Origin of the sequence: Trichococcus sp. K1Tr (genome assembly GCF_028309625.1) — a bacterium.
GTDB lineage: Bacteria > Bacillota > Bacilli > Lactobacillales > Aerococcaceae > Trichococcus.
Genome location: NZ_JAQMHR010000001.1, coordinates 632,333 through 656,084, shown reverse-complemented (window position 1 = coordinate 656,084; position 23,752 = coordinate 632,333). Strand labels below are relative to the sequence as shown.

The window sequence follows — 23,752 nt, the reverse complement described above, 5'->3', positions numbered from 1 at the left end:
TGGAACCCCTCCGTTAATCGCTCCGGTGATTAACGGAGGGGTTCTTTGTGGGATGGAAGGTGTTTCCGGATAAAACACTTGTTTTTTTGGCCGGGTCATTAGATAATGAAAGGTAACAATGAACTTTCAAAGAGATATAAAAACGAAGGAGAAACAATCTATGACCACAGACCCCAGTAATCAGACCTTGCTTTGGCAACTGCTGCTGATTGCGGTATTGACATTGGTGAACGCATTTTTTGCGGCATCCGAAATCGCATTTGTTTCACTGAACAAAAATAGGGTGGCAAATCAAGCCATCAAAGGGGATGAAAAAGCGCGCAAAATTTTGGCGCTTTTGGACCATTCCGATGATTTTTTGGCGACTATCCAAGTTGCCATTACTTTCGCGGGCTTCCTTTCCAGTGCTTCGGCGGCCAATACATTCGCAGCCAGACTCGATCCCTATTTGAGCAATATACCAGGAGCGGAACAGGCTGCCATTCTGATCGTGACGTTAGCGCTCTCCTACATTTCCTTGGTCTTCGGTGAACTGTATCCGAAACAGCTGGGATTGCAACGCCCTGAAGAAGTGGCGCGGGCAGGTGCGGGCTTCATCACTGTCGTCCAAAAGCTGATGAAACCTTTCGTTTGGTTTTTGTCCTTTTCCACAAGTGTGCTGGAAAAAATGACGCCGATCACGTTCACGAGCGGCAACGATATGTTTTCGCGCGAAGAAGTGCGCGAGTTGCTGGAGAAGAGCAGCGATGAAGGGACCATCGAACGGATGGAATTCAACATGCTGAAAGGGGTGCTTTCCATGGACAACAAAATGGCCCGTGAAGTCATGGTGCCGCGGACGGACACCTTCATGCTGAATGTGAACGATGATGTCGAGGCGAATATAGAAGCAGCCTTGGATTCCCCGTATACCCGCATACCGATCTATGAAGATGACAAGGACAATATCATTGGTGTGTTGCATCTGAAGAATCTGTTGAAGGAATCCAAGAACACCCCTATAAATCAGATTGATCTGCGAAAAATCATGAATGAGCCGCTGTTTGTTCCGGAAACGATCATGACGGATGAATTGATGTCCTACCTGAAGAAAAGCCATAACCAACTTGCTTTGCTCCATGACGAATACGGCGGCATGGTGGGGATTGTGACCTTGGAGGACATTCTGGAAGAAATCGTTGGCGATATCGAGGATGAATACGATGAAAGCTATGTGCTGATTTCACGGATCGGCGATAATGTATACGAAGCCGATGGGGCTACGCCATTGCATCGCTTCAATGACTATTTTGGCACGCAGCTTGAATCAGCCGATGTCGATACGATCGCCGGCTATCTGTTGACGGAGTTGGGTGAGTTTCCGGAAGAAAATGAGGAAGCATCCATCGAAGAGAACGGATTGGTCATCAAAACGTTGGAGTTCGACAATCGCCGTCTGCTGAAAGTCGGAGTATCTTACATGAACGAAAATGATCGGCCCGCAAAAGAACGTTTCAAAGAGGACGAGGCAGAGGCTGAAGAAGCCGCTGATTTAACAGAAGAAACAAAATGAATGTTGGGCAGTCTCACCAAGATCGATAAAAGTCGGTCTGGGTGAGGCTGCTTTATTGCAATCGGGATCAGTATGAACACGAATACCACCCCTATTTGGGGGTCGGATACTGTCGCAATGACAATCTTGTGGAATGCTCGGATTTCTTGTATAATAACAAAGGTATTATCGTGGGTTAGCGTGTGCATATTGCTCATGCTATCTTTTTGTTTAGATAGCATTCACGATGTCACGATAGAGATATTTGGAAAAAGGGGAACAATATGACTCAAACATTAGCAGAAAAAGTAAAAGCAAGAAGAACATTTGCCATCATTTCCCATCCGGATGCCGGTAAAACGACCATCACGGAGCAGTTGTTGTTGTTCGGTGGCGCAATCCGCCAAGCAGGGACGGTAAAAGGGAAAAAATCAGGCAGATTCGCCAAATCGGATTGGATGGATATCGAAAAACAAAGGGGTATTTCGGTAACCAGTTCGGTCATGCAGGTCGATTATGACGGAAAACAGATCAATATTTTGGATACACCCGGGCATGAGGATTTCTCGGAAGATACGTACCGTACGCTGATGGCTGTGGACAGCGCAGTGATGGTCATCGATAGCGGGAAGGGTATTGAGCCCCAGACAAAGAAATTATTCAAAGTCTGCAGCATGAGAGGGATTCCGATCTTCACCTTCATCAATAAATTGGACCGTGATGGCCGCGAGCCGATGGATCTGATTGCGGAGTTGGAAGAAGTTTTGGGAATCGATGCCTATCCGATGAACTGGCCGATGGGCATGGGAAAAAATTTGTTGGGTCTGTATGACATCTACAATAATCGCGTGGAATTGACTCATCCTGAAGAGAATGAAGACAACGATTTCCTGCCGCTGAATGAAGAAGGCGAAATCGAAGGCGATTATCAAGTGACGCAATCAACCATCTATACGCAAGCGGTTGAAGATGTTCAATTGCTGAAAGAGGCGGGCAACGACTTTTCGGAAGAAGCGATCGCAGCCGGGAAACTGACGCCTGTATTCTTCGGATCAGCTTTGACTGGCTTCGGCGTCCAGACATTTTTGGATGCCTTTGTGGATTTTGCTCCAAGCCCAAGTGAGCATGTGACCGTAGCGGAAGAGATTGTTGAACCTACGGACGAAAACTTTACCGGCTTCATCTTCAAGATCCAAGCAAATATGAATCCGGCTCACCGAGACAGGATTGCCTTCGTGCGGGTCTGCTCCGGTGAATTCAAACCCGGAATGGACGTTTATGTTCACCGTACAGGCAAAAAGATCAAACTGGCGCATACGACGCAGTTCATGGCCGATTCCCGTGAGCAAGTGCAAACGGCTGTAGCAGGCGACATCATCGGGCTGTACGACACAGGCAACTTCCAGATCGGCGATACGATCTATGAAGGCAAAAAAGGCCTTCAGTTCGAAGCGTTGCCGCAATTTACACCGGAACTATTCATGAAAGTCACTCCGAAAAACGTCATGAAGCAGAAATCTTTCCATAAAGGTGTGCAACAGTTGGTCCAAGAAGGAGCCATCCAATTATACAAAACCTACCATACAGAAGATTACATTCTGGGTGCGGTCGGCCAATTGCAGTTTGAAGTGTTCCAGTACCGTTTGCTGCATGAATACAACGCGGAAGTCGAAATGACACCGATGGGCTCCAAAATTGCCCGATGGATCGATTCGGAAGATCTGGATCCGAACATGTCATCAAGCCGTAACTTATTGTGCCGCGACCGTTTCGGCAATCCCGTATTCCTTTTCGAAAACCAATTTGCTATGCGCTGGTTCGAGGATAAGTATCCGGAAGTCAAATTGACAGCTTTGCTTTGATTTGACCTATCAAAAAAACAAAACAAAAAACGCACATTGCTGAAAAGCAGTGTGCGTTTTGCGTTAAGAAGAGTTTTTTTCGAGTGCAGAAAATGTCAATCATTTCAGATGAGATAGCTCCACGAAGTTATGACCAGGCATAACCTCCACATCGTCAACGGTAAGGTGCAACAATTTCGTCAGCACAAAGTCAATTTCGCTTTGTTTTACGCGACGGTTTTTGTTGAGGATGATGACATCCTCATGTGTTGCGGCACCGGTAAAGATGACTGTAGTTTGTCCCAAAGAATACACTTTGACAAATTGAGCATCGGTGTTGGCCAATTGCTCACGTACAAGATCAGCGTGGCTATTTGTAACATCGATCAATTTCATGGACGAACACCCCTAACTTAGGTTGGCTGTTTATAGAATAATTATATAACAACTGTTGATTTATTTAAAGGGTAAACAAATAAATGAATAATTTTCATGGCCTTTCAAAAGAAAAAGGCAAGAGCCCATTCATGAACTCTTGCCTTTTGCGAAAGCGTATCCTATTCAGATGCAGTTGTTTCTGTGCGTTCGACTTTGCTGACGACCATCAGATTGCCTTCTTCATCTGCATCGACAAACAAATCTTTGATTTTCGGATTATCCAAGTAGAATTCAGCTACCTGGTCCTCGATCTGATCCTGAATGACGCGGCGCAGCGGGCGTGCACCCATGCTTGGGTCATATCCCAGATCGATAAGGCGATCTTTTGCTTTCTGTGAGACGGTAACGCTGATTTCTTTATCCTTCAACAATTCGTTGACGTCATCCAACATAAGCGTGACGATGCTGCTCAAATTCTCTTTGGACAACTGGTTGAACTCGACGATCGCATCGAAGCGGTTGATGAATTCAGGCTTGAAGTAATCGCTCAAGCGGTTCAGGATGGAATGCGTCTTGCCTTTCATGGCTGCTCCAAATCCTACACTTGCTTCCTGGACGCCCGTGCCGGCATTGCTGGTCATGATGATGATGGTGTCTTTGAAGCTGACGGTTCTGCCTTGGGAATCCGTCAAGCGGCCGTCGTCAAGAATCTGCAGGAAGAGATGCATCACATCCGGGTGGGCTTTTTCGACTTCATCGAGAAGCAGAATGCTGTAGGGACTGCGGCGGACACGCTCGGTCAATTGGCCAGCTTCGTCGTAGCCGATGTACCCAGGAGGCGAACCAATCAATTTGGAGACGGCATGTTTTTCCATGTATTCGCTCATATCGAAGCGGATGATCGCATCCTCGGTCCCGAACATTTCGATTGCCAACTGTTTAGCCAATTCGGTCTTGCCGACACCGGTAGGTCCTACAAACAAGAAAGAGCCGATCGGGCGGTTTTTGCGGCTTAATCCGATCCGGTTTCTGCGGATCGCTTTGGATACTTTGTCGATGGCTTCGTCCTGGCCGATGACATTTTTCTTCAGATCGGCATCAAGATTCCTCAATTGCGTTTGTTCTTTTTCAAGCAACTCACCGACCGGGATATTTGTTTTGATTTCAATGATCTTTTGGATATCCTGTTCCGTTACGATGGGATCGCCATCGGCCGGCGTCGGATTTTGTTTCATCTTATTCAGATTTGTGATCTGATCGCGATAATAGGCAGCTTTTTCGTAATCTTCCGCATGCAGGGCTGCTTGTTTTTCCTGTTCCGCTGCTTCGATGCGTTCCTCGATCTGTTGCGGATCGATGGGTTTAATGGTCAGGTTCTTTTTGGAACCGGACTCATCGAGCAAGTCGATGGCTTTGTCCGGAAGGAAGCGATCCTGGATATAGCGGTGCGATAATTTGACAGCCGCTTCCAGTGCCTTATCGGAATATTTGACGTGATGATAATCTTCGTATTTCGGACGGATGCCTTGGAGAATGATCAACGTCTGTTCAGGTGTCGGTTCATTCACGCGGACGGGCTGGAATCGGCGTTCCAATGCAGCGTCTTTTTCGATTCTGCGGTACTCATTCAGCGTTGTGGCGCCGACCAATTGCAGTTCGCCTCTCGCAAGGGCGGGCTTCAGGATATTGCCTGCATCCATACTTCCCTCAGCGTTTCCTGCGCCGACGATTTCATGGATTTCATCGATGAAGAGGATGATTTGTTTGTTCGCGCGGATTTCATCCATCAGCTTCTGCATCCGTTCTTCGAATTGGCCGCGGATGCCGGTTCCTTGGACGAGCGAGACGACATCCAAGCGGATCACTTCTTTGTCCAGCAATTTCTGAGGAACATCACCGTCCACGATTTTTTGGGCAAGGCCTTCCACTACGGCTGTTTTGCCGACACCGGCTTCCCCTGTGAGTACCGGGTTGTTTTTCGTGCGGCGATTCAGGATTTCGATGACGCGTGCGATTTCACTGTCTCTTCCGATGACAGGGTCGATGCCGCCATCGCGGGCCAATTGCGTCAGGTTGATGCCGTATTCGTCAAGCAAGCCGCTTTTGCCGCCGCCTTTGCCTCCACGGGCAGCTTCTGGGGCAGGTGGCTGTTGGAAATTCTGTTCTTGGTTTTGCTGCATTTTCTTGAAGAAGGAATCCAGATTACCGAAAGAAAAAGGGTCTACGGGGCCTTGGGATCTTGGGTTCGGATTGTTTTGTTGCGATTGAGCGGCTTTGAATTCTTGATAGCAACTCTGACATAAGTCGATTTGGCGTCTTTGTCCATTCACGCTGGCATACAGATGAATGGAAGCTTGGTTTTTTTCGCAATTTTGACAAAGCATGGCAATCTTCCTTTCTATATGGATCATAGCTACATGTATATTATAGTAGTAACGGCTAAGGAATTCTCGTGAGAAGGTATCCTGACCAACTCTGACCTTATGACCCCATTATACATTGACCTATTTTGACTTTCAAGTGGTACGACCTATACAAAGCAAAAAAATTATCCGCGGGACGGCATCCGCCTATTGGGAAGGTTGTATTAAATTAGTGGCATTTCGGCAATTATGACAAAAATTTGAACGAATCTGGTTAAAACAGTTGTAGTATAAAGCGAAAGATGGTAATCTTATTCAATGAAAGGGTTATTTTTGATCCGGTTTCCCATTTTTCTGTTATAATGGAAACGTATTAAAAATACCTTAAATAAATACATCTCAAAAGGGGTTTATGACATGGAAAGAAAAGAATATCACGTAATCGCAGAAACAGGGATTCACGCACGTCCAGCAACTTTATTGGTGCAAACTGCAAGCAAATTTAATTCAGACATCAATTTAGAATACAAAGGTAAATCAGTTAACTTAAAATCAATCATGGGTGTAATGTCATTAGGCGTAGGCCAAGGCGCTGATGTTGTCATCACTGCAGAAGGTCCGGACGAAGCAGACGCTATGGCTGGAATCACTGAAACAATGGTAAAAGAAGGGCTAGCAGAGTAATATGAAAAACCACTTACAAGGAATAGCAGCTAGTGACGGTATTGCAATCGCGAAAGCATATTTGCTTACTGAACCGGATCTATCCTTTGAGAAGCGTAAAGTGGAAGATTCAGAAGGCGAAATTGCTCGCCTTTTGCAAAGCTTTGAAACCGCTAAATCAGAGGTAAGTGCAATCAGAGACAAAGCGGCAGTGTCACTTGGCGAAGAAGAAGCACAAGTTTTTGATGCACATTTAATGGTATTATCCGATCCAGAAATGATTGGATCAATGAATTCAAACATCCGCGACAACGGTGTCAATGCTGAATCAGCACTTTCTGATGTTGCCGGCATGTTCATCGGTATGTTCGAAGCGATGGAAGACAATCCATACATGCAAGAGCGTGCAGCGGATATCCGCGACGTTACCGAGCGTGTATTGAGCCACTTATTGGGTGTTAAAATCCCTAACCCATCGACAATCACTGAAGAAGTGATCGTCGTTGCCAAAGATTTGACTCCTAGTGATACCGCTCAATTGAACCGTGATTATGTTAAAGGATTCGTTACCGACATCGGTGGACGCACATCCCACAGCGCAATCATGGCCCGTTCTTTGGAAATCCCTGCAATCGTAGGTTCAAAAGAGATCACACAAATCGTCAAAGATGGCGATATCATCATTTTGGATGGTTTGGACGGCGACGTCTTCATCAATCCTGATGAAGAAACATTAGCTGCATACAAGAAGAAAGCTGAAGAGTTTTCTGCGATGCAAGCTGAATGGCACAAATTGAAGAATGCAGATACAGTGACAGCAGACGGTAAACATATCGAATTGGCAGCCAATATCGGAACGCCTAAAGATTTGGACGGCGTTATCGCTAACGGCGCTGAAGCGATCGGTCTATACCGTACTGAATTCCTGTACATGGACTCTTCGGACTTCCCGACAGAAGATGAGCAATTCGATGCTTATAAAGCTGTTTTGGAAGGCATGGAAGGCAAACCTGTCGTTGTTCGTACAATGGACATCGGTGGGGACAAAGAATTGCCTTATTTGGAATTGCCGAAAGAAATGAATCCATTCTTGGGTTACCGTGCAATCCGTATTTGTTTGGCTGAGCCAGAAATGTTTCGTACACAACTGCGTGCATTATTGCGTGCTTCCGTTTACGGTAAATTACGCATCATGTTCCCGATGATTTCGACTCTGAACGAATTCAGAGCTGCAAAAGCGATGTTGGAAGAAGAAAAAGCGAATCTATTGGCCGATGGCGTAGAAGTCGCTGATGATATCCAAGTAGGTATCATGATCGAAATCCCAGCAGCTGCTGTTTTAGCTCATCAATTCGCTAAAGAAGTAGATTTCTTCAGTATCGGAACAAATGACTTGATCCAATACACAATGGCGGCAGACCGCATGAACCAACAAGTTTCTTACTTGTATCAACCATACAACCCAGCTATCCTTACGCTGATCAAGCATGTTATCGATGCTTCTCATGCTGAAGGCAAATGGACTGGCATGTGTGGCGAGATGGCCGGCGACCAAACAGCGGTTCCGTTGTTGGTAGGTCTTGGTTTGGATGAGTTCTCAATGAGCGCATCCAGCGTCCTGAAAACACGCAGCTTGATGAAACGCTTGGATTCCAAAGAAATGGAAACATTAGCGGACAAAGCGATCAATGAATGTACGACTGTTGAAGAAGTCATTGCATTGGTTGAAGAAATGAAAGCTAAATTAGTAGACTAAGCCGATTCAGGTTAAAAAGGCCGGGCATGCTTGCATGCCTGGTCTTTTTGTGTGCCTATGATTTTAAACCGATCATGGATATACAGTTCCTGTTATTTGCGCATCCCATTTCGGGCGGATATATTTTGAAAAGTAGGTCTGCGGGATGAGTGACAAATATCAAAATGTTCTATATACTGAACATATTGAGTCATTATAAATTTGATGGGATTTTTTCGAGGTGAAATCATGAGAATAGGCATGTTTACAGATTCGTATTTTCCTCAAGTGAGCGGGGTTTCCACTTCAATCCGCACCTTGAAAGAGGAATTGGAGGCAGAAGGTCATGAGGTCATCATTTTTACCACAACTGACCCGAAAGCTGACGAAGCTGAAAAAAATATAATCCGCTTGACCAGCATCCCGTTCTTGTCTTTCAAAGATCGTAGGGTTGCGGTCAAAGGGATGAACAAAGCGTTGAAGGAAGCGAAGAAACAGAAGATTGACATCGTGCACACGCATACGGAGTTCAGTTTGGGATTGACGGGGAAATTCGTCGGGTATATGCTGGAGATTCCGACGGTGCATACCTATCACACCATGTACGAAAAATATCTGCACTACATCGCGAAAGGGAAAGTTGTGAAACCCCGTGCGGTTAAGATAGCCTCCCGTTATTTCTGCAACAGTACGATGGGCATCATTGCTCCAAGCGAGCAAATGAAGGAGAAATTGGCATCCTACAATATCTACAAGGAAATTCGCGTCATTCCAACGGGTGTCAGGATACCCGAACAGATTGTCGGCATCAAATCCCGCAAGCGCGAGGAGTTGGGCATTTCGGATTCCGAATTGGTGCTGCTCTCCCTCAGCAGGTTGTCTTCAGAAAAAAATCTGGATAAGCTTGTTCATGCCTTTCCCGAGGTTGTCGCAGCCTACCCGTCCGCAAAGCTTGTGTTCGTCGGTGACGGGCCGATGCGCCATGATTTGGAGACGCTGGTGGCGGAAATGGATTTGACCCGTAATGTGATTTTTGTCGGGGAAGTCAGAAATGAAGATGTGAGCGAATATTATCAGATGGCGGATATTTATATCAATGCTTCAGAATCAGAGACGCAAGGCTTGACCTACTTGGAATCGATCGTAAATGGGTGTCCGGTCATCGCTAAACGGAATGACTATTTATCCGGTCTGATAACCGAGGACAGTCTAGGGATGTTGTTCGAAGAGGATGACAAAATCGGCAAGACCATCATCGCTTATGCGGACTTTTTTCACAGTTCCGATGTTGCAATCAACCAAGAAGTATGGGATGAACTGATGCAGGAAATTTCTTCAAAAGCATTTGCGGATGCCGTATTGAGCTATTATCAAACAAGTATCGACATTTATGAATCGCAGCCGCGCGAAGAATTGAAATTAAGAGTGAATCTCCTGGAAAAAATCAAACGTTGAGCCCGAACGCCGGGAAGCAGATTGCTTGGATAATCTGTTCCCCGGCGCTTTTTTGTTTTTATCTGCGCTAGGCGTAAGGTATACTGTTAACATAGCTTTTGGAAGGGACTGTTGTATAAATGGAAAAAATTGGTTTTATCGGAACGGGTGTCATGGGCTCATCCATGATCAGACATCTTTTGAATGCGGGCTATCCTGTCCATGTCTATAATCGAACGAAGAGCAGAGCCGATGCGGTCATCGCAGAAGGTGCAAAATGGTGCGATACGCCTGCCGATGTGACGGCGCAAGCAGATATCGTCATCACGATAGTAGGCTATCCGACAGACGTTGAAGAGACCTATTTTGGCGAGACTGGAATCTTCTCGCAAGCGGATGACCACCATATCCTCATTGATATGACAACGAGTACGCCGACTCTGGCGGAAAAAATATATGCTTTCGGAAAAGAAAAAGGCATTGCTACTCTGGATGCTCCGGTATCCGGGGGAGACAAGGGTGCGCAGAACGGAACGCTCACAACGATGGTCGGCGGAGATCAAGAAACATTCGATGCCGCAAAACAAGTCCTGTCCGTATTTTCCAGCAAGGTGATGCTGCAAGGGCCAGCCGGCAGCGGCCAGCACACAAAAATGGCGAACCAGATCATGGTGGCCGGCACGATGACCGGCATGACCGAATTGCTGGTTTATTCGAAAGCTGCCGGATTGGATTTGGAACGCGTAATCGAACAAGTCGGTTCAGGCAGTGCCGCGAACTGGTCTCTGACGAACTATGGCCCTCGGATCCTGAAGCAAGATTACACAGCAGGGTTCTTCGTCAAACATTTTGTGAAAGACCTTAAGATCGCACTGGATGAAGCGGAGAAGATGGGCATCGATTTGCCGGCTACAAAACAGGCGGCGCTCCTTTACGAACAATTAGCGGGCAAAGATTTCGCTGATGATGGTACGCAAGCGCTGGTGAAGCTTTGGTGGGGCGAATAAGGTGCAATGCTCAAATATTGATTTTCTTGGGTAAATTACAGTAAATTGATGCGCAGTCAGAAAAAAAATGCTAGAATAAATAAGAAGTTAGTCTTGAAAGGGGAAATATCATGAAACCTTCACAGCTCTCAGCGATCCTTCGTCGCCTAGAAGTAATGATGGAAGACAATGGTGATGTCGAAATCCGTCGTTTTGAAAAAGCAGGCGTAGAACGTTGCGTCGTTAAATACAACCGCGATACGGAAAGTTTTGAATTGGAAGAACACGATTCAAACCAAACTTATCAATTTGATGATCTTGATTTAGTTGCCATCGAAATTTACGAATTATTACAAGATTAATTCATCCATCCTTGCATGAACTAAGGCAGCGGGAAAATGAGTCGGCTCATTTTCCCGCTGCCTTTTTTGTTCTTTCCATATTTATGGGAAAAAAGTGGCAATCATTAAAATTTTTTAATTTTTATGTAGAGTAATTCCGCAACATTCAGTATACTGTGTAATAAGGAAATAATTGAAGAGGTGGAATAATGGCAAACAAGATTTACGTAGGTTTATTAGGACTAGGAACGATAGGGACTGGCGTTGCCCGCATCATAGGTGGCCACCAAAATAAAATCAATCAAGTAGTCGGACAGGAAGTAGTCATCAAAACGGTTCTGGACCGCGATATTGAAAAATGCAAAACGTTCTTTGGCGATTCGGTTCATTGCACAGATAATTTTGATGAGATTTTGAATGACGAAGAAATTTCGATCATCGTAGAATTGATCGGGTATGTTCCGGCTGCAAAAGATTACATCTCCAAAGCGTTAGCGGCTGGGAAGCATGTCGTTTCAGCAAACAAAGATCTTGTGGCTTTGCATGGGAAAGAATTGGTCACGCTGGCGAAAGCGAACAAATGCGATTTCTTGTATGAAGCGGCTGTTGCAGGCGGTGTTCCGATCCTGCGTGCGATCACGGAAAGTTTCGCTTCCGACAACATCCAAAAAGTCATGGGGATCGTGAACGGTACGACCAACTTCATGATGACGAAAATGGACAAAGAAGGCTATTCTTACGATGAAGCCTTGGCTTTGGCACAGGAATTGGGATTTGCCGAAAAAAATCCGACAAGCGATGTCGATGGATTGGATGCAGCGCGCAAAATGGTCATTTTGGCTCGTCTTGCCTTCGGAACGAATGATGTGACTTTGGACGATGTAGCAGTGACTGGTATCCGCAATGTTTCCATCAACGACATCAAGCTGGCGAATCGTTTAGGCTACAAAATCAAACTGATCGGTACTGCCGAAAAAATCGACGACAGCGTCAATGTGGAAGTCGGACCGGTATTTGTTCCGGAATCGCATCCTTTGGCCAGCGTCAACAATGAAATGAATGCTGTCTTTGTCGCAGGTGAAGCTCTCGGGGAAACGATGTTCTACGGAGCCGGAGCTGGCGAGTTGCCTACTGCGACAGCCGTCGTCAGTGATGTGATGAATATCGCTAAAAATATTCTTATGGGAACAACCGGGAACATCTTTAACGAATATGAGGTGGAGACTCGAATCGCGAAGCCTGAGCAGGTCATCAATCCTGTATTCATGCGTTTGGAAGTTACCGATCGTGCAGGCCAATTTTTGGAATTGGCGAAAATCTTCGCTACTGCAGAAGTCAGCTTTGACAAGATCATCCAAGAGCCATTGGCGAACGGTAAAGCGATCATTGTCATCGTTACGCACCCGATGTCGAAAGCGCAAGAAAATGAAATCATCCAAGCGATGGAAGATAATGATGATATGAAATTGAAGGTCCATTTCAAAGTGTTGGAACACTGATCGGATTTCTTTCGTATTTCGAATAAATAATAGATCAAGAAATGATGGACCATCGTTTTTTTGAAAGGATTGATTAGTGGGATGTTTGATATCCGTGTACCAGCAACTTCCGCCAATTTGGGGCCAGGGTTTGATTCCCTTGGATTGGCTGTATCGTTATATTTGACGTTGACTGTAAAAGAAGAGGCCGACGAGTGGGAAATTCTCCATGATTTGGGAGCGGGGATTCCGACTGATAAAACGAATCTGATTATTGAAACCGCATTGTCTTTGGCGCCGAATATGGCACCAAGGAAAATCACGATGACGAGTGAAGTGCCTGCTGCCAGAGGATTGGGCAGCAGTTCGGCTGCCATCGTTGCAGGGATCGAGTTGGCTAATCAATGTGCAGATCTGCAATTGAGCATTGATGATAAAATCCAAATCGCGACACGCATCGAAGGCCATCCTGACAATGTGACGCCTGCCATCACGGGGGATTTCACTGTCGGAACTGTTCTGGATTCGAAAGTATATTGGACGAAGGCGAGTTTCCCTGAGGTTGCCTTGGTGGTGACGATTCCGGAAAAGGAATTGTTGACGAAGGCGAGCAGGGCCGTATTGCCGGATTCGCTTCCGTTCAAGGAAGCCGTCAAAGGCAGCAGCATTTCGAATATGCTGGTGGCGGCTGTTTTCTCGGGTGACATCGAAAAAGCGGGCGCATTGATGGAGCAGGATGTCTTCCATGAGCCGTATCGCGGCGCCTTGGTCCCGGAGTTGAGTCAAGTCCGTAAGTTGGGGCATGAGATGGGAGCGTACGGTACTTACCTGAGTGGTGCCGGCACGACGATCCTCACAATGATCCATCCTGAAAAGGCCGCAGCATTCGTAGCTGCGGCAAGAGCCGCCGTCAAAAACAGTGAAGTCAAGTTGCTGCATGTTGAAAAAAATGGTGTGCAAGTAATCAAATAATTGTGGCCCGAGGAGTGAAATCCTCGGGTTTTTTGTATTTTTGGGTAGTGTTCGCAGGCGTTAGGCCGAACGCGGACAGAAAAGCTGGATATCGGAAAGTTATCCATGTCTATAGGCTGGATGCGAACAGAAAAGATGGATATTGGAAAGTTATCCATGTCTTTGGGTCGGATGCGAGCAGAAAAGATGAATAACGGAAAGATATTCATCTTTCCGGGCCCGAGCGCAAGCGTCCGGATGTCTGAGCGCGAAACATCTCGCTCTCCGTAGACGCGCTCTGGCCTGCAGGGGATTCCGCTTAAGCTGACAAGCGCCTAGGGGACATAGCGCCATATCAAACGTGTTCTGAATCCCAGAAATCTATGCCTAAGCTGACTACCACACACGGACAAAAAGCGTCCGTTTAGTGTTAGTCCTCTTAGTGCTCGATTTCTACCCGGGATCCATCACACTCTCCCGCATAGCATCGCGCCTTCTTAAACGCGCTCTGATTCGCAGACACCACTCCCGTTTCGCAAGTGGCTGTCGTCCACAAAAGAGGTGAACGTCATCCGCTTGCTCCAACGTCCGGATGTCTAACCGCGAATCATCGCGCTCTTGTATTTTTTTGTTTATGCTTTATAATGTTACTGGAATGGGGTTATAATATACAATTGGATAGTAGTGAGGCTGGGTCAAAACTTTTTTGTGGGGTACAGGATGCTTTTTTCGGATTGTGTGCCGTGCAGTTTTTTGGTTTTGGGGCGCGACTTGGGGGGGAGTTCTCTCGGGTTCTGCTTGAAAAGTGACGTTGTTGCTTTTTCCCGTCCTCTTATTTTTTTGATGAGGAGACATTATGTTAAATAAATTCAAACCGACATGGATGGTGGAGTCCATCTATCACATCACTCCGGAACAACTTGAAAAGAACAACATCAAAGGTGTACTGACCGATTTGGACAATACCTTGATCGCCTGGAATAATCCGGAAGGGACACAGGAATTGAAGGATTGGATCGCTTTGATGAAAGAAAATGCGGTACCTGTCGTCATCATTTCCAACAACAGCGACAAGCGCATCAAGATAATCGCGGATAAGCTGCAATTGTCTTATGTGCCAAGATCCATGAAGCCTTCCCGCCGCGGCTACATCAAGGCAGCAGAACAGCTGCAGATTCCGTTGGACCAATGCCTGATGGTTGGGGACCAATTGCTTACGGATGTTTTTGGCGCAAATCGAGCGGGAGTCAAGAGTGTGTGGGTAATGCCGATCATCAATTCGGACGGATGGAATACGCGCATAAACCGATTCTTTGAAAGAAAACTGCTGAAACGTTTGTTGAAAAATGATCCAGGAATGATATGGAGGAAATCACTTGACTAAAGAAGAATTAACAGAAGATCTCTATTGCATCGGCTGTGGGGCAAAAATCCAGACCGATGATCCGACCGAACGAGGGTATACCCCGGCGGCCGCTCTGCAAAAGGGATTGGATTCCGGGCAATTATACTGCCAACGCTGTTTCAGATTGCGCCATTACAATCAGATGGAAAAAGTTTCCGTTACGGATGATGAATTTTTGGCGATGCTGAACACCATCTCGATGGAAGATGCCTTGATCGTCAACGTCATCGATCTGTTCGATGTGTACGGCAGCATGATCCCCGGCTTGCATCGCTTTGCGGGCAATAATAAAGTGTTGGTTGTCGGAAATAAAGTGGATGTTTTGCCGAAGTCGGTCAAACTATCCCGTGTGAAGCAATGGTTGACGGAACAAGTGCAGTCAGTAGGCTTGCGCCCAGTGGATGTTATGCTGGTAAGCGGCAAGAAAGCGACGTCCATCGATGATCTGTTGGAAACCATCGAAGAACACCGGGATGGCAAAGATGTTTATGTCGTGGGTGTTACGAACGTGGGTAAATCCACTGTCATGAACCAGATCATCCGTGCGGCTACAGGCAACAAGGAAGATGTCATCACGACTTCCCAATTCCCTGGCACAACGTTGGATCAGATCCGTATTCCTTTGGACGATGGGCATTTCCTCATCGATACGCCTGGGATCATCCATCACCACCAAATGGCGCATGTGCTGAGCCCGAAAGAATTGAAGCTCGTAGCGCCGCAACACGAAATCAAACCGATCACTTATCAATTGAACCCGGAACAGACGCTGTTCTTGGGCGGCGCATCGCGTTTTGATTTCATCAGCGGGGAAAAATCATCCTTCACTTGCTATTTCTCGAATGACTTGAAAATCCACCGCACCAAATTGGAAAAAGCGGATGAATTCTATGCAAAACATCTGGGGACCCTTCTTCAGCCGCCGTCTGCGGAAGACGCTGAAAATTTCCCGCCGTTGGTCAGACGTGAATTCAATGTCAAAGTACCTTCCGATATCGTATTTTCCGGATTGGGATGGATAACTGTCCGCAAACCAGGTAAAGTCGCAGCCTGGGTCCCGCAAGGCGTGGACACAGTAATGCGCAAACCGATCATTTAATAAAAAAGACTGAGGTGTCAAATGGAATTAAGAGGCAAACAAAAACAATATTTGAAAAAAGAAGCGCACCATATGAATCCGCTCTTCCAAGTGGGTAAAGGTGGATTGAACGAAGAGATGCTTTACCAAATCGGGGAAGCTTTGGAGAAAAGGGAATTGCTGAAGATCGCTCTTCTGCAGAACACGGATGAGGAAACGGAAGATGTCGCTGCAGTGATCGAAGAAAAACTGCAAGCGAAAGTCGTCCAACAGATCGGACGCACGCTTGTGTTGTTCAAACCATCAACCAAAGAAAAGAACCGTCGCTATTCGACTATCGTTGAAAAAATCTAAAGGCAGGCCAATCCCTATTTTATTGAGGTGAGAAAAAATTGATCACAACTTTAAATTTGATCGGACAAACGGATTATATGATCATCGAAGAAACCGAGGTCGAGACGCAGATTGCTTTCCAGGACCGGAAACGCATCGGCATCATGGGAGGGACCTTCAGTCCGCCCCATTTAGGCCACCTGATCGTCGCGCAGCAGGTTGGGGAACAACTCGGCTTGGATAAGATCTATTTCATGCCCGATGCCGAGCCCCCTCATATCGATGAAAAAGAATCGATCCCGGCGAAACATCGCGAGTCGATGGTGCGGTTGTCCATTTCGGGCAATCCGCTGTTCGATATCGAAACGATCGAGTTGGAGCGGGGCGGTAAGAGCTTCACGATCGATACGATGAAATTATTGACTTCCATGCATCCGGACACCGATTATTATTTCATCATCGGCGGGGACATGGTGGAATACTTGCCGAAGTGGGAACGCATCGATGAATTGGTGCAACTTGTGCAGTTCGTCGGCGTCGCCAGGCCAGGGTACGGAAGGGAAAGCATCTATCCGATCATTTGGGTTGATGCGCCGTTGATTGACATCAGTTCAACGGAAATCCGCAAGATGGTCAAAACCGGCCGCTCGATCCGTTATTTGGTGAAAGAGGACGTCAAAGATTACATTTTGAAAGAAGGACTCTATCTCGATGACGAATACTGAACTTGCATATACAGGGATCTATACGGATTGGACGCGGGAAGCCATTTTGGCGGAAGTGGAAAAACAGATGAAGCCATCGCGTTTCCAGCATGTGCTGCGGGTTGAAGCCAGTTCCATCCAATTGGCGGAAAAATATGGCGCATCCGTGGAAGCCTGTTCGTTGGCCGCTCTCCTGCACGACTACGCGAAAGAACATGCTGCGGAAAGCATGAAGGAAATCGTCCTGTCCGAAGGGATGGACAGCGAAATGACCGGTTACGGCAGCGAAATCATGCATGGACCTGTCGGCGCTTATTATGCCGAAACGGTATTCGGAATTAAGGATGAGGCTATCCTTGACGCGATCCGCCAGCATACAATCGGTGGCGAGATGATGACGCTGATCGGGAAAGTCCTATTCATCGCCGATTACATCGAGTCGGGACGCGCATTCAAGGGCGTTGACGAAGCCAGAAGACTGGCTGAGGACAGCCTGGATGAGGCAGCTTATTTTAAAATAGAAAAAACAATCATCCATCTGGTGAAGAAAGAACTGCCGATTTATCCCGGCACAATCTATGTCTACAACAGTTGGATCCAAAGAAAAGTGGGGAAATCATAATGAAATTAACAAGTGAAGAATTATTGGAAGTAGTGGTTAAAGCAGCAGATGACAAATTGGCTCAGGATATCATGGCATTGGATGTACGCGGTTTGACATCGATCGGTGATTACTTTGTCGTCATGAACGGCCGTAATGAAAAGCAAGTCGCTGCAATCGTGGAAGCAATCGTGGAGAACGTGCACAAAAACAAAGGCGAAGTCAAAAATGTTGAAGGCAAAGATTCAGGCAAATGGACATTGATCGATTTGAACGACGTCATCGTGCATGTATTCAACCATGAGGAACGCGGCTATTACAACATCGAAAAATTATGGAGTGATGCGCCTATGGTCGACATCTCGGGGATGGTCACTGAGCAATGAGTTACGACATCTTTGCCCATTACTATGATGAAATAATGGACCAGTCTGTCTACGACAGCTGGCTTCTTTATGTTGAAAAATATACAGCCGGGAAATCCGGTCTGGACATCATGGAATTGGCATGCGGGACAGGGAAGATTGCAGTGGAATTGGCGAAAAAAGGCCATCGGGTAACAGGGGTCGATCTCTCCGACGAAATGCTTTCGCTTGCATACAACCGGATGCAGGAAGAAGGCGTTACGCTTTCGTTGGCGGTAGGGGACATGCGTTCACTGGAGCCGATGGGGGATTTTGACGTCGTGACGTGCTTCTCCGATTCGCTTTGCTACATGTCTGATGAAGCTGAAGTGGCGGAAGTCTTTCAAAGCGTCATCCGGAATCTCGGACCTGGCGGTGTTTTTTTGTTCGACGTCCACTCGATGCATCAAGTGAACAGCGTTTTTCCGGGATATCAGTACATCTATCAGGATGAAGCGGGAGCCTTCCTCTGGGAAAGCTTTGCCGGCGATGCTGCGAACAGTGTCGAGCATGATTTGACTTTCTTCGTGGGATCCCAGAGTAATCCGGACTTGTTTGAACGCCATTCGGAATACCATCGCGAACGCACGTATCCGCTGGAAGTCTACAAGCGGCTCCTTGAAGAAGCCGGATTCACCGATGTGACGGCTACAGCCGAATTTGGTGAAGCTGACGTGCGCGATGACAGTCCGCGCTGGTTTTTTGCCTGCAAAAAAGCTTAAGCAACCATACAATGAAACCAAAGGGGGCGCTTCGATGAAAGCTTGTGGTGTAATCGCAGAATACAATCCTTTCCATAACGGTCACCGCTATCAACTTTCGGAAGCCAGGCGGATGACCCAGAGCGATGTCATGGTTGTCGCAATGAGCGGCAATTTTGTCCAAAGGGGCGCGCCCGCTTTATTGGATAAATGGACGCGTGCGGAAATCGCGTTGCGGAACGGTGCCGACATCGTCGTGGAAATGCCGGTTTTGGGGAGTGTGCAGTCCGCGGATCTGTTTGCAAGAGCAGGCATCCGCTTGTTGCAGGCGATGCAGTGCGATGCCTTTGCGTTCGGTGCTGAAGAAGGAGCGGCGGAAGATTTCGTTTCGCACAGCCGCTTCTTGCGCGAACACGAAGCGGAAATCGATCGGATTTTTCAGACTTACCGAAATGATGGCAGAACCTATGCTGCGCAACTGGAAACGGCCATTGCCGAAGTGTTGCGCCCACAAGGTTCTGCTATTTCCTTTTCAACGCCCAATAATCAGCTCGGATTGGCGTATGTCAAAGAAAATGAACAATTCCCCGAACCGATGGAAACGGCCATCGTGCTTAGGCGCGGTGCCGGACACAACGACAGTGATGCTTTCGGACAAGAATTTGCAAGTGGAACCGCCATTCGCGAATGGTCACTCCACCACGGAAAAGAAACCGAAAGGAAGGACCTGGGCAGGTTTGTGCCGCAAGCGACGTTAGAGGCGCTGGAGAGGCGTCCTCTGCTTGATTGGGCTCCATACTGGGCGATGCTGCAATATCAGCTCATGCTGCTTTCGCATGCGGAACTCCGGAACATCTATCAAGTTGAAGAAGGCATCGAATACAGGTTGAAAAAAGAGGCTGAGGATGCGACTGATTTTATGGACTTCATTCGGCGCGTGAAGAACAAGCGTTGGACGTGGGCCCGGCTGCAGCGTGTCTGTTCCTATATTTTGTTGGGGATAACCAAAGCAGAAGCGACTACTTTCCAGGAAAAGGAAGATACCATCCGGTTGCTCGGATTTACGGAGGCCGGAAGACGCTATCTGAACACCTTGAAAAAAAATACGGAGACCCCTATCATCACGAAATTGCGTGAGCCATATACAGCGGACTTGCAACTGGAAATCAGGAGTGACCGCATCTACCGTTTGGGAGGGCTTCCGGTTTTGGAGGAACAGAATTTCACCCGGTCACCCATTTACATCCGCAACGAGCCGAGGAATCAGGACTAAGTTTTTTTAAAAAATTAATGAAAACTTTAATGAAAAATCGCAAGAAGCGTTTGACTGGCCACAACCAAAGAAATATAATGGATAGGTTAATAGATGCTAGAGCCTTTAATGTTCGGTTCTAGGCACTAAGGAGGACAATCAAATGAGCGAAGAAGCCAACTCCGTCAGTTTCGTTCCCGTAATCGTAGGGGGGAACAGAGGAGCCTATAGTTTGGCGAGAGCTTTCTATGAAGCGTACCAAGTTAAAACGAACCTCATCAGCCCGATGATCATAGGCCCTATCGGCAATTCCCGCATCATCAAGCATTACATCCAACCGGGAATCGATGACCTGGATCATTTTTTTGAGACCATTCAACAAATCGGCCGTGACTATCCGAATATGAAAAAAATCATCTTCGGGGCAGACGATCGCTATGCAGAACTGTTGATCCGAACGAAGGACCGCTTCAGTGATGATTGGATCATTCCGTATGTGGATGAAGATGTATTCCTGCAGGCTACCAATAAGGAAAGTTTTTATGCCATCTGTGAAAAAGTGAGTGTTCCTTATCCGAAGACTGTCGTCATGGATGCATTTTCACTGGACTTGCCGTTTGAATTTCCGATCATCATCAAGCCTTCGAACGCCATCTTGTACCAGGGGCTGCATTTTGAAGGCAAAGAAAAAGTCTTCATTGGACGGGATGAAAAAGATCTTGAACGCATCTACCATTTAGTGCGCGACAACGGCTACACAGACAACCTGATCCTGCAGGAGTACGTACCCGGCGATGACACCTATCTTGGTGTCGTGACGGTCTACACCTCGCCAAGGGATAAGGAAATCAAGCTGATTTCGTTCGGCCATATCCTCTTGGAAGACCATACGCCATCTGCCATCGGAAATCACTTGACGATTTGGGCAAGGGAAGAGCAGAAGATTGTTGCTTCCGTTCAAAAACTGATTGCGGAAACCGAGTTTTATGGTTTCTCCAATTTTGACGTGAAGTACGATGAGCGCAAAGATGATTATGTTTTCTTTGAATTGAACGGGCGTCTGGGCGTCAGCAACTATTATGTCACCGCCAGCGGGAATAATGTTGCGAAATACTATATTGAAGATTACATAGCCAAGAAAAAACTTGGTGTCACGATCAACACGAATGAAGTCTTGTTCACTATGACACCAAAGAATCTTTTGCTGAAGTATGTCAAGTCCGATGTGTTGCGGAAAAAAGTAAAAGAGCTGTACAAAGATGGGAAAGTAGTGCACCCTTTGGATGCGCCTTTTGAAGTCAGCCCAAAAAGAAAATTCTATGTGCTGGCTTCCAAATTCAATTATTACAAAAAATTCAGAGAGCATCCGCCAGAGGAATGAGCTGAAAAAAGAAACAAACGGGAAACGAGGGATGAGAAAGTATGAAAAAATTTTTTGGTATTCTTGGAGGAATGGGAACGCTGGCGACGACCAATTTTCTCGTTGAAATGAACAAGCGTCATTTCCCCGAAAACGACCAGGATTATTTCAATTACATTCTGATGAATCACGCTGATATTCCCGACCGTACGGAATATATTTTGGATCCGACCAAACCGAATCCGGTGGAAGCCGTGATAGAAGATGTTCATATGTTGAATCTTCTTAAGCCAGAATTCATCATCATGCCCTGCAATACTATCCATTATTTCTTCGATGATATTCAAAAAGAAACGGATATTCCGATTCTGAATATGATCGATCTTACGGTCGACTATATTGCGGAACACTATGAGGGCGCAAAAAAAGTCGGATTATTTGCCACAGAGGGAACGCATCAGAGCCGCATCTACGAAAATCGGCTTGTTGAGAAAGGTTACCAAGTGGTATTGCCGGACAGAGCATTACAAGACAAAATCAATAAAATGATTTATTATTACATCAAAGAGAGATCGCATTTATTTTTCCCTTTGTATTACGAAATTTTGGAAGATTTCAAAAATTGCGGTGCGGACATTGTGCTGTTGGGTTGCACGGAAGTTTCATTGATGAACAGCGAAGATGAAGAACAGCGCTATCCGATCGTCGACGCGGAAAAGGTGCTTTTGGACAAAACAATCGCGTTGGCCAAAGAATTAAAAGCGTAAAAAAACGTTTTCCTTTTTTGATGTAAAGGAAAATACATTGACAAACTTTTTTTTCACTAGTATAATTCAATTTGTTATTTTAGGGGTGATGGAAATGAAGTGGCCATTAAAAGAATTACAAGAACATCGTGGTGAACCGTACTATTTCTCTCGGATGATAGACCGGGAAAGTTCATTGATGCAAAGAAATAATGAAATCAAAGCAGTGTCGCCGATTAAGGCGGAAGGTTTCTTATTATACGAAAATCATTCTGTGCTTGCCAATTTCCGAATCGATTTAACGATTACCCTGCCTTCGTCAAGGTCGTTGGAATTAGTTGAGGTACCCTTGCAATTAGCAATCGAAGAAGTGTACACTGAGAGTGAATCGCTCTACCTCGAGCAGGACAATCCTGCGGAAGTCGTGTTGCCGCTTGAAGGTGATGAAGTGAATCTGGTCTCCGCTATCGAGGACAACATTCTGCTGAATCTGCCTCTACAAGTATTCACGCCGGAAGAGATGGAGTCTGAGGACATGCCTAGTGGCGCTGAATGGGAAGTTGTTTCCGAAGAATCTTTCGCAAGAAAGAGACAAGAGGAAAAAGCCGACCAGATCGATCCGCGATTAGCTGGTCTGAAGGCCCTGTTAGAAGACGAAGAAAAAACAGAGTGAAATTTTTGCCGCTGATTTTTAACTAAATACAGCGATTAGTACAGGGAGGTGTAAGGAAATGGCAGTACCTAAAAGAAGAACATCTAAAGCAAGAAAAGCAAAAAGACGTACGCACTTCAAGTTATCAATTCCAGGCTTGAACGCATGCCCTAACTGTGGCGAATTGAAAAAGAGCCACCACGTTTGTGCATCATGCGGTCACTATGACGGAGAAGTAGTTATCGAAAAACAAAGCTAATCCTGAAATACCATCCGCAATTCCAGTCAGCAGAATGAATTTTCTGCTGGCTTTTTTTGTTCTCATTTTTCAAGGAGGCATAATTTTCCGGAATGATGTAAAATGTATGTATGCGGGCATATACGCCATATTTTTGTTAAGGAGCGTTGGGATGCAAAACTTCCACTATTTTGAAATTCTGTTGTATGTTTTTCCGATTTTAGAAATCATTCTGATCAATAAATTTTTTAGGCCGTATCTCAGATACAAACAAATTATCCAAGTGACGGTTGCGGATGTTGTGTTGCCTTTTTTGTTCGTAGGCATCCATCTGCTGAGTGTCTACAGTTTGACTTATTCACTCTTGCCGCACTTTCTGCTGGCGGCTTGCGTCGTGGGTCTGCTGCAGACGCTGTATTTCGACAAACGCAAAAAGATCCATCAGCCGAAGAGGTTCTATCGTTATTTCATAAAAATACTGTTTTTGATGGCACTGCTTTCTTATTACATGTTGGTGCTGTTGCGCATTTATTTCCTTGTAAGGGGATAGTCCGAAAATTGAAGAATGAGGTGGCAC

The 23,752-nt window shown here is 46.2% G+C and carries 24 protein-coding genes; 22 read left to right on the top strand and 2 right to left on the bottom strand.

What is annotated here, in order from left to right:
• Nucleotides 1-160: 160 nt before the first annotated feature.
• Nucleotides 161-1,552, top strand: coding sequence for a hemolysin family protein (locus PH235_RS03040; RefSeq protein ID WP_272160967.1), 1,392 nt, complete (start codon nt 161-163; stop codon nt 1,550-1,552).
• Between the two features lie 263 nt (nt 1,553-1,815).
• A complete protein-coding gene (locus PH235_RS03035) occupies nt 1,816-3,393 on the top strand; it encodes a peptide chain release factor 3 (RefSeq protein WP_272160966.1) in 1,578 nt (525 codons plus the stop codon).
• A gap of 99 nt (nt 3,394-3,492) precedes the next feature.
• Here the strand turns inward: PH235_RS03035 and PH235_RS03030 are convergent, their stop codons facing one another.
• Together PH235_RS03030 and PH235_RS03025 are read right to left on the bottom strand one after the other, a co-directional pair.
• Nucleotides 3,493-3,768: a DUF1827 family protein gene (locus tag PH235_RS03030; RefSeq protein ID WP_068623254.1), complete on the bottom strand. Its 276-nt coding sequence runs from the start codon at nt 3,766-3,768 to the stop codon at nt 3,493-3,495.
• A 161-nt stretch (nt 3,769-3,929) separates the two neighbouring features.
• Nucleotides 3,930-6,134, bottom strand: coding sequence for an ATP-dependent Clp protease ATP-binding subunit (locus PH235_RS03025; RefSeq protein ID WP_272160965.1), 2,205 nt, complete (start codon nt 6,132-6,134; stop codon nt 3,930-3,932).
• A gap of 396 nt (nt 6,135-6,530) precedes the next feature.
• Between PH235_RS03025 and PH235_RS03020 the strand changes: the two genes are divergently transcribed.
• From PH235_RS03020 to PH235_RS02925, 20 genes are all read left to right on the top strand, one after another.
• Complete coding sequence (locus PH235_RS03020) at nt 6,531-6,797, top strand: phosphocarrier protein HPr (RefSeq protein ID WP_068559983.1); 267 nt, start codon at nt 6,531-6,533, stop codon at nt 6,795-6,797.
• 1 nt (nt 6,798) lies between these two features.
• A complete protein-coding gene (ptsP, locus tag PH235_RS03015) occupies nt 6,799-8,532 on the top strand; it encodes a phosphoenolpyruvate--protein phosphotransferase (protein WP_272160964.1) in 1,734 nt (577 codons plus the stop codon).
• Nucleotides 8,533-8,760: 228 nt separating this feature from the next.
• Nucleotides 8,761-9,966, top strand: a complete 1,206-nt coding sequence (locus PH235_RS03010; RefSeq protein ID WP_272160963.1) for a glycosyltransferase — start codon at nt 8,761-8,763, stop codon at nt 9,964-9,966.
• A 119-nt stretch (nt 9,967-10,085) separates the two neighbouring features.
• Entirely contained in the window at nt 10,086-10,952 is an 867-nt protein-coding gene (locus tag PH235_RS03005; RefSeq protein ID WP_272160962.1) for an NAD(P)-dependent oxidoreductase, read from the top strand.
• Nucleotides 10,953-11,062: 110 nt separating this feature from the next.
• The gene (locus tag PH235_RS03000; protein ID WP_086628356.1) at nt 11,063-11,293 is read left to right on the top strand and encodes a YkuJ family protein; all 231 of its coding nucleotides are present in this window, start codon (nt 11,063-11,065) and stop codon (nt 11,291-11,293) included.
• Between the two features lie 188 nt (nt 11,294-11,481).
• A complete protein-coding gene (locus tag PH235_RS02995) occupies nt 11,482-12,771 on the top strand; it encodes a homoserine dehydrogenase (protein ID WP_272160961.1) in 1,290 nt (429 codons plus the stop codon).
• A gap of 81 nt (nt 12,772-12,852) precedes the next feature.
• Nucleotides 12,853-13,722 carry a homoserine kinase gene (gene thrB / locus PH235_RS02990; protein WP_272160960.1) on the top strand — a complete coding sequence of 290 codons (870 nt, stop codon included), beginning with the start codon at nt 12,853-12,855 and terminating at the stop codon, nt 13,720-13,722.
• Nucleotides 13,723-14,557: 835 nt separating this feature from the next.
• The gene (locus tag PH235_RS02985) at nt 14,558-15,085 is read left to right on the top strand and encodes a YqeG family HAD IIIA-type phosphatase (protein ID WP_272160959.1); all 528 of its coding nucleotides are present in this window, start codon (nt 14,558-14,560) and stop codon (nt 15,083-15,085) included.
• Nucleotides 15,078-16,205, top strand: coding sequence for a ribosome biogenesis GTPase YqeH (gene yqeH, locus PH235_RS02980; protein WP_086985441.1), 1,128 nt, complete (start codon nt 15,078-15,080; stop codon nt 16,203-16,205). The genes PH235_RS02985 and yqeH overlap by 8 nt, the downstream gene beginning before the upstream one ends.
• Before the next feature lie 21 nt (nt 16,206-16,226).
• A complete protein-coding gene (gene yhbY / locus PH235_RS02975; RefSeq protein WP_272160958.1) occupies nt 16,227-16,538 on the top strand; it encodes a ribosome assembly RNA-binding protein YhbY in 312 nt (103 codons plus the stop codon).
• 77 nt (nt 16,539-16,615) lie between these two features.
• Complete coding sequence (locus PH235_RS02970; protein ID WP_272161033.1) at nt 16,616-17,242, top strand: nicotinate-nucleotide adenylyltransferase; 627 nt, start codon at nt 16,616-16,618, stop codon at nt 17,240-17,242.
• Nucleotides 17,229-17,843, top strand: a complete 615-nt coding sequence (gene yqeK / locus PH235_RS02965) for a bis(5'-nucleosyl)-tetraphosphatase (symmetrical) YqeK (protein ID WP_272160957.1) — start codon at nt 17,229-17,231, stop codon at nt 17,841-17,843. The genes PH235_RS02970 and yqeK overlap by 14 nt, the downstream gene beginning before the upstream one ends.
• Entirely contained in the window at nt 17,843-18,208 is a 366-nt protein-coding gene (gene rsfS / locus PH235_RS02960) for a ribosome silencing factor (RefSeq protein ID WP_086628349.1), read from the top strand. The genes yqeK and rsfS overlap by 1 nt, the downstream gene beginning before the upstream one ends.
• Nucleotides 18,205-18,948, top strand: coding sequence for a class I SAM-dependent DNA methyltransferase (locus PH235_RS02955; protein WP_272160956.1), 744 nt, complete (start codon nt 18,205-18,207; stop codon nt 18,946-18,948). The genes rsfS and PH235_RS02955 overlap by 4 nt, the downstream gene beginning before the upstream one ends.
• Nucleotides 18,949-18,982: 34 nt before the next feature.
• On the top strand, nt 18,983-20,200 hold the full coding sequence (locus PH235_RS02950; RefSeq protein ID WP_272160955.1) for a nucleotidyltransferase: 1,218 nt from the start codon (nt 18,983-18,985) through the stop codon (nt 20,198-20,200).
• Between the two features lie 142 nt (nt 20,201-20,342).
• Nucleotides 20,343-21,560 carry a carboxylate--amine ligase gene (locus tag PH235_RS02945; protein WP_272160954.1) on the top strand — a complete coding sequence of 406 codons (1,218 nt, stop codon included), beginning with the start codon at nt 20,343-20,345 and terminating at the stop codon, nt 21,558-21,560.
• 41 nt (nt 21,561-21,601) lie between these two features.
• Nucleotides 21,602-22,306 carry an aspartate/glutamate racemase family protein gene (locus PH235_RS02940; protein ID WP_272160953.1) on the top strand — a complete coding sequence of 235 codons (705 nt, stop codon included), beginning with the start codon at nt 21,602-21,604 and terminating at the stop codon, nt 22,304-22,306.
• A 94-nt stretch (nt 22,307-22,400) separates the two neighbouring features.
• Complete coding sequence (locus tag PH235_RS02935) at nt 22,401-22,958, top strand: YceD family protein (protein ID WP_272160952.1); 558 nt, start codon at nt 22,401-22,403, stop codon at nt 22,956-22,958.
• Nucleotides 22,959-23,016: 58 nt separating this feature from the next.
• Complete coding sequence (gene rpmF, locus PH235_RS02930) at nt 23,017-23,196, top strand: 50S ribosomal protein L32 (protein WP_086628343.1); 180 nt, start codon at nt 23,017-23,019, stop codon at nt 23,194-23,196.
• 151 nt (nt 23,197-23,347) lie between these two features.
• The gene (locus PH235_RS02925) at nt 23,348-23,725 is read left to right on the top strand and encodes a DUF3397 family protein (protein WP_272160951.1); all 378 of its coding nucleotides are present in this window, start codon (nt 23,348-23,350) and stop codon (nt 23,723-23,725) included.
• Nucleotides 23,726-23,752: the final 27 nt, after the last annotated feature.